The 9145-nt window shown below is 44.9% G+C and carries 9 protein-coding genes; 4 read left to right on the top strand and 5 right to left on the bottom strand.

The genetic code is table 11. The features are described from left to right. The 3 genes from ACIFQM_RS23610 to ACIFQM_RS23600 all read left to right on the top strand — a co-directional run. A partial coding sequence (locus ACIFQM_RS23610; protein ID WP_430066268.1) for an EndoU domain-containing protein occupies positions 1-823 on the top strand: 823 nt, incomplete at its 5' end. Positions 824-841: 18 nt separating this feature from the next. Further along, a complete protein-coding gene (locus ACIFQM_RS23605; RefSeq protein WP_430066266.1) occupies positions 842-1306 on the top strand; it encodes a hypothetical protein in 465 nt (154 codons plus the stop codon). Between the two features lie 264 nt (positions 1307-1570). Then, positions 1571-1711 carry a hypothetical protein gene (locus tag ACIFQM_RS23600; RefSeq protein WP_430036986.1) on the top strand — a complete coding sequence of 47 codons (141 nt, stop codon included), beginning with the start codon at positions 1571-1573 and terminating at the stop codon, positions 1709-1711. A gap of 830 nt (positions 1712-2541) precedes the next feature. On the opposite strand, the gene ACIFQM_RS23595 is transcribed toward ACIFQM_RS23600, so the two are convergent. The 5 genes from ACIFQM_RS23595 to ACIFQM_RS23575 all read right to left on the bottom strand — a co-directional run bounded on the left by ACIFQM_RS23595 (position 2542) and on the right by ACIFQM_RS23575 (position 8437). Next, complete coding sequence (locus ACIFQM_RS23595; RefSeq protein ID WP_430036989.1) at positions 2542-3423, bottom strand: carbohydrate ABC transporter permease; 882 nt, start codon at positions 3421-3423, stop codon at positions 2542-2544. Between the two features lie 61 nt (positions 3424-3484). Next, positions 3485-4366 carry a carbohydrate ABC transporter permease gene (locus tag ACIFQM_RS23590; RefSeq protein ID WP_430036991.1) on the bottom strand — a complete coding sequence of 294 codons (882 nt, stop codon included), beginning with the start codon at positions 4364-4366 and terminating at the stop codon, positions 3485-3487. A gap of 26 nt (positions 4367-4392) precedes the next feature. Then, entirely contained in the window at positions 4393-5736 is a 1344-nt protein-coding gene (locus ACIFQM_RS23585; protein WP_430036994.1) for an extracellular solute-binding protein, read from the bottom strand. 137 nt (positions 5737-5873) lie between these two features. Continuing rightward, the gene (locus ACIFQM_RS23580) at positions 5874-6674 is read right to left on the bottom strand and encodes a response regulator transcription factor (protein WP_430036997.1); all 801 of its coding nucleotides are present in this window, start codon (positions 6672-6674) and stop codon (positions 5874-5876) included. 2 nt (positions 6675-6676) lie between these two features. After that, a complete protein-coding gene (locus ACIFQM_RS23575) occupies positions 6677-8437 on the bottom strand; it encodes a cache domain-containing sensor histidine kinase (RefSeq protein WP_430037000.1) in 1761 nt (586 codons plus the stop codon). A gap of 327 nt (positions 8438-8764) precedes the next feature. On the opposite strand from ACIFQM_RS23575, the gene ACIFQM_RS23570 reads away from it, so the two are divergent. Beyond that, positions 8765-9145: DUF6713 family protein (locus ACIFQM_RS23570; protein WP_430066264.1), on the top strand; the 381-nt coding region annotated here is incomplete at its 3' end.

Here is a 9145-nt window from a genome sequence, read left to right as displayed (position 1 = left end):
AGCCTCTTTATCTAAAGGAATCAAGGGTGTGGAAGAAAAGAACGGTGGAAAAGGTGGAGCGCCGGGATTACTCGGGGATGCTGCGAAAACCGACTCTGCTCTAGCCAAAGCCGGAGATGGAAAATTCAAAACGAACGCCCTCCGTATCCCGACCAATTTCGAATCCTTGGGTAGTTACTTGCAAAGTGTAGCCCGAAAGATGAATATCCGTATAACTAAAAGATCACCCATCCTCGCAACGGCTGGAGGTCATTATAAGTTTCATGATCTGGGTCCTGATGTCCCTCATTCCAAAGCGGGTGCGAAGGTTTCGCCTGAGAGACAAAAACAGATTGATGCGTTAGAATCAGGAGAGTACTCGGGTAAGGATAATAAGGGGACGGGTGAAACTGCTAAGTCTGTTGTAGATAAAGAGAAATGGCTCGGGGGTCTACGGAACAAAGAAAACTTTAAAATAGGGACTAAAGAAAATGGATTAAACCATATTTTTGATGGCGAAATACTCAAAAATGGAAAGGCCAATGGTTTTCATTATGAAGGGATGCCAAATAGTAACGGTAAAATTGTCGGGAATGTTGACCCGCCTAATGAGTTTGGTGTCTATCAAGCCAATATTGAAGTTAGCGGGGTACTAAAGAAAGTTAAATCAACATTTTTTCCTAGAGAGTGGTCACCTCAGCAGGTAATAGATGCTATAAATGAAGCTTCTAGGAATAAAGAAGTTGTAAAAAATAACGTTTATAGAGGGGTAACAAGTCGGGGAATGGAAATAGAGTTTGTTTTAAGAAATGATAAGATAATTTCAGCTTATCCATTGTATTAAATGGGGGAGATATGAACTATGATTAAGTACAAATATAAATTGAAATGGATAGACAGATTTAATATAGTAGTGTTGGATTTTAGTGAAGAGAAATCACTTGAATTTGCAAATATGATAAGTGATCCATTAGGATCTGATATACTTCTAAGATATGAGGATTTGAAGGTTGATATCAAAAACTATCTTGATGTATTAGTAGGCAAATTGCCTTGTTATGAGCGCGGAGGCAATGTGACTTTTGTTACATCTGATAGGGATTATACAACAATTGAAGATCTTTTTTATGATGAAGATGAAGATGAAGTGGAACCAATTTGTAAGTTAGAGACAGTTGAATTTGTGAAAATTATATTACTATGGGCTTATGAAAATTATAAATATAAAAAAGAGAAAAAAGTGATTACTCAAGAAGAGGCAGAAATGGTTATGAATTGGATTGAACTAAAAATGGTAGAAGTTAAGAGTATTGAAAGTAACGGATAGACATAATAAATAACTGAAAAGCTTATTCGGGGTTGTCAAGTATTTTGTGTGAACTCGTTTACAGACTCAACAACAAGATCGTACAATACAACCAGCAAACCAAACACAAAATGATTCAAACACTTGATAAACTTTCAAAGCTTATTCCAAACTTGAACCTTAAGCGAGGAATGAGCTTGTTTTTTTACGAAAAACAATAACTTGCCATCCCTCCCCATCAGAGTTAACATACACACACTTCAACAACGGGAGGGAAAATAAGCTATGTCAAATTGGCCAGATTGGTTTCTCGAAGCATTACGCCAACGTTTTTATCAATTAGAACTTGCTAGTGAACAACAAGCTTCATGTTTATCTGAGGAAAAAAACTTATTCACTCAAATGGATCAATTTAAAACCAACTAATAACGAGGATATCCAGCGTCTGTTATCTGAATGGGAAGAAGCCATAGGCTATCAGTTAAGCCAAGACAAACAATCCATGTATATGGAAGGAGTCAAAGACGTGATTCGATTGAATCTTCCCGTCATACACCCAAAGTTACTCGTTAGCCTATTGATCATTTTAGTCTATGATTCTGATAGTCCAATATTTCATCTATGCTCATTCCACTTTTCAAGGTAAAAACAAAATGCGCTGGTGAGAGAATGGTTATCTTCTCCACCAACGCATTAAATAGTTTATCATCAAATATCAGCATCTGTTGCCGTATCTCGTTAACTTGCCATTCTTCCTACCAGAGTTACCAACCACATTCATAACCTCTGATGGATTCACGCAATTGGTCGGCATCATAAATGTCTACTCTCTTTTTGTTTGCTAAAGGTCCCAAGAATTCAGCAAAACTTTTCGCTTTATCCTCTTAAATTGCCCAACACAAACTTCTGCGCAGTTATCCAATCGAAGCAATGAATCTGCCAAGAATAATAATTTTCATCGTCTCATCTCCTTTTTGTTTGCTCGTCATTTATTTTCTGAAAAAGCTTAAAATTATGAATTTTCTACTACGGTCCATGAACTTCAGCATTCTAGTTGTAGCAATCATGCTTTTTACACTTAAATACGTATACAGAATCATACATATATTTCCTTCAACTCAAGCTAGACTCGCATAAAAATGAACCCCCTAGCATTCATCGGGCAAACCTGGAGGTTTGTTCCAATGTCTACTCTAAGGGATGCAATTCAAATACAGCAAGGGAATTTGTATCGTGGTAGCCCTTTCCCCTACTCTTTACCCTTTTACCGACCCGGCTGCGATCCCTTCAACAATCCGGTCACTCATGATGAGGAACACGAGCAAAATGGGTAAAATGCTGATCATCAACGTAGCTCCGATAGCTCCCCAGTCGGTCGTATATTGTCCAATAAAGTTCTGAACGCCAACGGTCAGCGTTTTGTTTTCGTCCGAGCTAATGAATGTATTGACGAAAATAAACTCATTCCAGTTATAGATCATGTTAATGATGGCTGTCGTAGCCATAACCGGGGTCGTCATGGGCAACACAATCCGGAAGAACATCCGATTGACAGAGCAGCCGTCCATAACGGCCGCTTCTTCCACTTCCCGGGGCAGGGCGTAATAGAATCCCAGCAAGATCATCATCGTTGTCGGCAGATTAAAGGCGACATACGACAGGATGATGGACAGCGGCGTATCGGTCAGATGCAGCTTGAGAAACATACTGAACAACGGAATCAAGGTGGCATGAACTGGAATCATCAGTCCGACCATAAAGAGTCCGAGAATCAACTGGCTTCCTTTCCAGCGCATACGTGTAATCGCAAACGTTACAAAGCTGGCCAGCAGCACCGTCAGCGCCACGGATATGACCGTAATCCACACACTATTGATAAAATATCGCCCAATGTTGCCGCTGGTCCACACATTCATATAATTTTCCCAATGCGGCTGGGACGGGAGTGCAAATGGCGGAAGATTAAACACTTCCTGATTATTTTTAAGCGAAAAAAGCATCAGCCACAGCAGCGGTAAAAGCTGCATCACCGCCAAGATGATCAAAAGTGTATACAACGCGGCATAACCGGCCCTAGTTAACATTCTGTCACGGGTAGCGACTCCAAGCGGATAGCTGGCGGCTGCCTGGGTTTTCATGTCCGTCCCTCCCTCTTCCTGTCCGTTGTTTTCCACTATCTGTCTGTTCGCATAACTGTATTTATGAATACTGGATGGTGTCACCGGAAGCGGTAGCCTTGCGAATCAGCCACGTAGCGACCAGACAGATGAACAGCAGAGCAAAGGCTGTAGCACTTCCATATCCGAAATCAAAGCTGCGGAACGCCTGGTGGTACATGTAAGAAGCCATCACTTCACTGGCTCCGTTCGGTCCACCGTCCGTCATGACGTAGATCAGGTCAAAATATTTGAGCGAGCCAACAATGGACAATATAATCGTGACGTTAATCACCTCGCGCAGCAGGGGCAATTTGATACGAGTCGCGATCTGCCAGGCACTGGCTCCGTCGATCCGGGCAGCCTCCATCAGCGTTTCGGGAATGTTTTTCAGCCCGGCATAATAGATCAGAATATAAAAGCCTGCATATTGCCAAATAATCGGGATGAACAGGGCAGGCAGCACCAGAGACGGATTAGCCAGCCATTCAGGCGGGTTGTGGACTCCAACTGATACCAATAAGGAATTCAGTACTCCATTCGTCGGATGATATATTTTGAGCCACAATTGCGCGATAGCTACAGAAGACAACAGCATCGGGATCAGATACATTTTCCGCAGCAGATTCGCTCCCTTGATTTTTCCTGACAAAATCATCGCAATGACCAGATAACCGATCAGACTGACCCCTGAAAACAAAGCCAGCAGCAGCGAGTGCCAGGCACTTTGCCAGAACGCCGTGTCTGTGAACAAACGCTGATAGTTGTCCAGCCCTACGAAAGTCATAGAGCCTATGCCATTCCATTGATTCAGGCCGTAATAGGCCGTGAGCACAATGGGCACATAAATCACAGTGAGTAACAGCAGCAGGGAAGGCAACACATACAGAGCAATGACAAGCTTATTGGACATGACCTTTTCCACGGCCCAACCTCCTTATGTGCTCAATTTCAATTTCCTTGCTGAATGGCGGCCTTATGCTGATCGGCAAATTGTTGCGGTGTCACGGCTTTACCAAACAACGCCTGAATCATATTCAAATGTACCTGCGCCGCATTCGGCTTCATCTGTACATCGGCGAACAATGTAATGCTGCTGGCTTGGTTCAGCTCATTCAGCAAATCGACATACAGCTTAGGCAAGCTTCCTTTGGAGGTGTCCACCTTCGTCGCCGGAATAACTCCCGCCTGCGTTACCGATTGCTCACCCCATTTGACCACGAAATACTCAACAAAGGCTTTGGCCTCTTCCTTCACCTTGGAATTTTCCGAAACGAACAAGCCTACTCCCGGTCCTCCCACCCAGCTATTCACGTTGCCCTTGCCGCCTGCGACCATCGGAAATTTAAAAAAGCCAATCTGATCCTTAAATGCTTGCGGGATTGCGGGATTGGTCGTAAAATTCGGTAATTCCCAAGTACCCATTAAATACATTGCCGCTTTGTCATTCATAAACTCAGATTTTCCTTCATCATTGGACAAGCCGTTAAAGCCTTTGTTAAAGGCATTCATATCCACGAGCGTCTGAATTTCGGATGCCGCCTGAATTAAACCAGGGTCATCAAACGAGCCTGAGCCGTCAATTGCTTTTTTCAGCGTCTCGTTACCTGCTATACGATCCGCCAGATACATATACCAGAGCGAGCCGGTCCAGCGGTCCTTATTGCCCAGTGCAATCGGTGCAACTCCATGATCCGCAAGTGTTTTTACAACCTGCTTAAACTCGTCAAATGTCGCAGGTACTTTCAGCTTGTGTTTTTGGAATATGGCTTTGTTGTAGTAAATGGGGGAAATGTTCAATTCAATGGGAAGCGCATACGTTTTTCCGTTCAGCGTATAGGCTTCGGTCGTTCCCGGTACGAATTTGTCCTTTAGCTTGGAGCCATTCAGCAGGTCATCCATTGGCGTAAATAATCCACCTTTAACGTAGGGCTCCATGAAGCCCGCTGCCCAGGTAATACCGATATCCGGCAATTCATTGGAAGCCGACAGCACTTTGAGCTTGTTTTTGTATTGTTCATTTTCGAGCACTTCCTGCTGAATGACGACATTCGGATGGTCCTTTTGGTATTGAGCTATAATCTGGGTCACAAGCTTGCTCTGCTGTGCCGAGCTTCCCTCTGGCCACAGGTGCATCATTTTGAGCGTAACCTTTCCGCCTTCTCCATTGGAACTCCCTTTACCATCTTTACCGCTAACGCAACCGGACAGCACCAGCAGCAATGACAGCAGCAGGCTCAACCCAGCAACCCATTTCTGCTGTGAGTGCTTACGCAAACCATACTCGTTGGACATCGTTAGACCCCCGTTGTTGTAATTTTATTTTTTGTAACCGTTATCATTTGTAAGTTTAGCACTCCATTCCAGCTTTCAACAGGGTACGCTGATTGGGTATAACTCCACTTTTATTGGGTTATGAGCTGCCTATGCTGTCAGTGAATATCCTGTGGCCCTTGACGCATCTGCTGCCTGTAGCGGCTGGGACTTACCCCCTCGGTCGCTTTGAACACTTTAATAAAATATTTATCTGTCCGGTAGCCTGAACGCTCTCCGATTTGGGCAATCGTCAACTGGCTATGCAGCAGCAGCTCCTTGGCCCGTTGGAGTCGCAGCCGGTGCAGATATTCGCTGAAGGACAAACCGATTTGCTCCTTGAACAAAACACTGAAATAGCTCGCATTCAAGTGTACATGTGCAGCAGTCTGCGCCATCGTAGTGGATTCGTGAAGATGCTCCGCTATATAGATGAAGGCACGCCGTATCGGATCACTAAGAGTAGCCGCTTGGAGGTCAAGCTCCAGCAGAACAGGGTCAGCCAGCTTTTCGAGCTTCTCATACCGCTGTCTTTCCTCCTCCAGCCGGAGCGCTTCATCTACCGCTTTCAGCAGCTCCTGCTTATCAATCGGCTTGAGCAAATAATTGACAGCTCCCAGACGAAGAGCCTGCTGGACATAATCAAACTCCGCATAGCCCGAGATAACAATAATCGCTGGCCGACGTGAATCCCGTTCCAGCGAACGTATTAAATCCAGTCCGCTGAATTCAGGCAACCGGACATCCGTAATCAGCAAATGAACCGTCTCCGCCCGCAGCATTTGTAATGCTTGCAAACCATCTGCCGCTGTCACAATCCTGTATTTCCCGGCGGCCCATTGCTCCAGTGTCTGATGTATTCCCTGACGCGTTCTCTGCTCATCGTCTACAATGACAATGGTTTTGGATGAAACACTCATTCCTACCGCCCTCCGTATTCATTAGGAATTTCAAAAGCCACCACAGTTCCTTCCTGCACAGCACTATGTATCAGCAGACCATTCGTTGGATCAGATGCACTCTCATAATAGAGGGCAAGCCTGCGCTGCACATTAACCAGCCCCATACCAGTCCCCTTGCTCTGGCAGGCCGATCCCCCCGTCAGCGCTGCACGCACAGCCGCAAGTTCCTCCGGTGTCATGCCAGGTCCATCATCTATGACCGCGATCTTGGTCCAACCCGGTTTTGCCGCAGGAGTGACACGGATTTCAACACGGCCGTTGCCAATGCGATTTTCGACGCCATGCAAAATGGCATTCTCCAGAATGGGCTGGATCAGCAGCTTAGGAAGCGGAATTCTAGCCGCCTCGGCAGGCATATGAATTTGCCAGCTCAGACGTTCACCCAGACGCATCTCCATCAGCTCCAGATAACGGCGGACTTGTGCCATTTCTTCCCCGAGTGTCACCCAAGAGTCATGGTGAGCCGGTTGGATAATATAACGAAACAACCGTGACATGGACACCATCAGCTTGGCAAGCTCTTCCTCCCCCTTTTCCTGTAGCGACCAGTTGAAAGCATCCAGCGTATTAAAAAGAAAATGCGGATTAATCTGCGCCTGAAGCGCTTTAAGCTCGGTTTGGCTCTGCAATACCTCTTTCTCGCAAATGACACGGATCAATCCATTGATATCGACAATCATCATGTTGTACTCTGCATTCAATTCCCGCAGTTCGACCGCTGCTGCCGGTTCTGGATTGAGTGCTAATGCCCCTTGCCGTGAACGACGCATCGCCTGAATCAAATGACCTATCGGTCTGGTAATCAACGTAGACAGCATAAAGGACATGAACAGGAATAACACGGCACCAAGAGACGCGGAGATGATAAGTGTAGTCCGTAAAACCGTAATTCCGTCTGTGACGACGCTAACCGGAATCAGGATCAGCAGCGACCAGCCGGTTTGCTCGGATTGCTGGACCGCCTTCACATATTCCCGCTCTCCAATATGAACTGTCTGTGTCCTGCTGTGGAATACACCTGACAAATCCGTCTGGTTCATAGGTTCACCCGACAACTGTTTGCCTTGGCGATCTACAAGCAGCATGGTTTCATCCGCTTCTTCATTGACCGCGGACGCAGCATTCAGTCCAAAATAACTGCGCTCCATGCGGGTAATCAGATATCCTCCGCGTGAAAACCAGCGATCCACCAGGCTCACCTGCCGAATCGCCAGTAGCGAGTGGGGATCCTTAGGATCTATGCCGATCCAGACTAATCTTCCTTTCATCTGATTTGCTTCCCGGATATCCGCCTGTCCGATACGCTCCTCCAGACTACCCTCCCTAATTGGAAACAACATCTTCCCTTCGGCGGTATACAGCTCCAGCGAGCCAACACTTGGCATATAAGCCTGATAGCTATGCATCACTTGCAGCAGTGATTGCCGCTGCCGAAAAGACACCTTGCCTCCGTTGCGCTCCTCTAGCAAAATTTGCTGAACAGATGGATGATTCGCTACCTGTTCCGTCAGGCTGTCCATCTGGCCGATTAATGCATCCAGCCTGCCGCTTGCTTGTACCGCGGTCTGACCAATATGACGCTCGGCACTGTTTTTCAACAGGTGTGAGACATTAAGGTAAATGAATGCCCCCGCCACACTCATCATAATGAGCATCACCAATATAAACCCGACAAAAATCTGATTACGCAACGTGTTTAATAATTGAAGCCTTGAACCCATGTGCCTCCCCCTCCCTGAACCATCGCAGCAAAATAGGTAATGATAACGCTCTCTATTTTCTATTCTATCGCACCGTTCCCCTATGTTTGCTTATTTTTAGGTATAAATTAATTAAAATGGCATAAATGATAGAAAATAGAAGGTTTCGGGGTCATCGACAACATGAGGGTACTCTCTGGATAGATTACGTTCGATAACACACAAATTTGCAATATGGTTATTCTTATTAGCCCCAGGCAGTTATGCGTATTAAATAATTCCATATTCTGCTGGGTTTATTTATTACACTGTAGTAACATGGAGTTATAGAATTGTAGGAGGTTTTATATGCCAGATTTTTTGCTTGTGCTATTCTTGCTTAACTTATCTTTATTTCTTTTGCACGAAATGGATGCGATAAGACATTCTGAGTGGAGATTGTTTATCGTACTTAAAGATATGGAAGATTCTAAAGCCTATAAAGTCTTCACATTTATTCACCTTCCTCTTTACACAATAATACTCTCTTTACTTTTCAGCCAATATCAGACAATTATTTTTTGGTTCATAGATTTATTTTTAATCATCCATGCAATCCTGCACCTATTTTTTGAAAAGCACCCCCGTAATGGATTTAAGAATACGTTCTCTAGATCAATTATTTATCCAATGGGTATTCTTGCGGTAATTCATTTATTATTACTATTTACTGGACAGTCAAAAGTTCTA

The sequence above is a fragment of the Paenibacillus sp. NRS-1782 genome (genome assembly GCF_050467685.1).
In the GTDB taxonomy this organism is placed as follows: domain Bacteria; phylum Bacillota; class Bacilli; order Paenibacillales; family Paenibacillaceae; genus Paenibacillus; species Paenibacillus terrae_A.
Note: the sequence above shows the minus strand (reverse complement) of the source record. Positions and strands in the feature narration are given on the sequence as shown.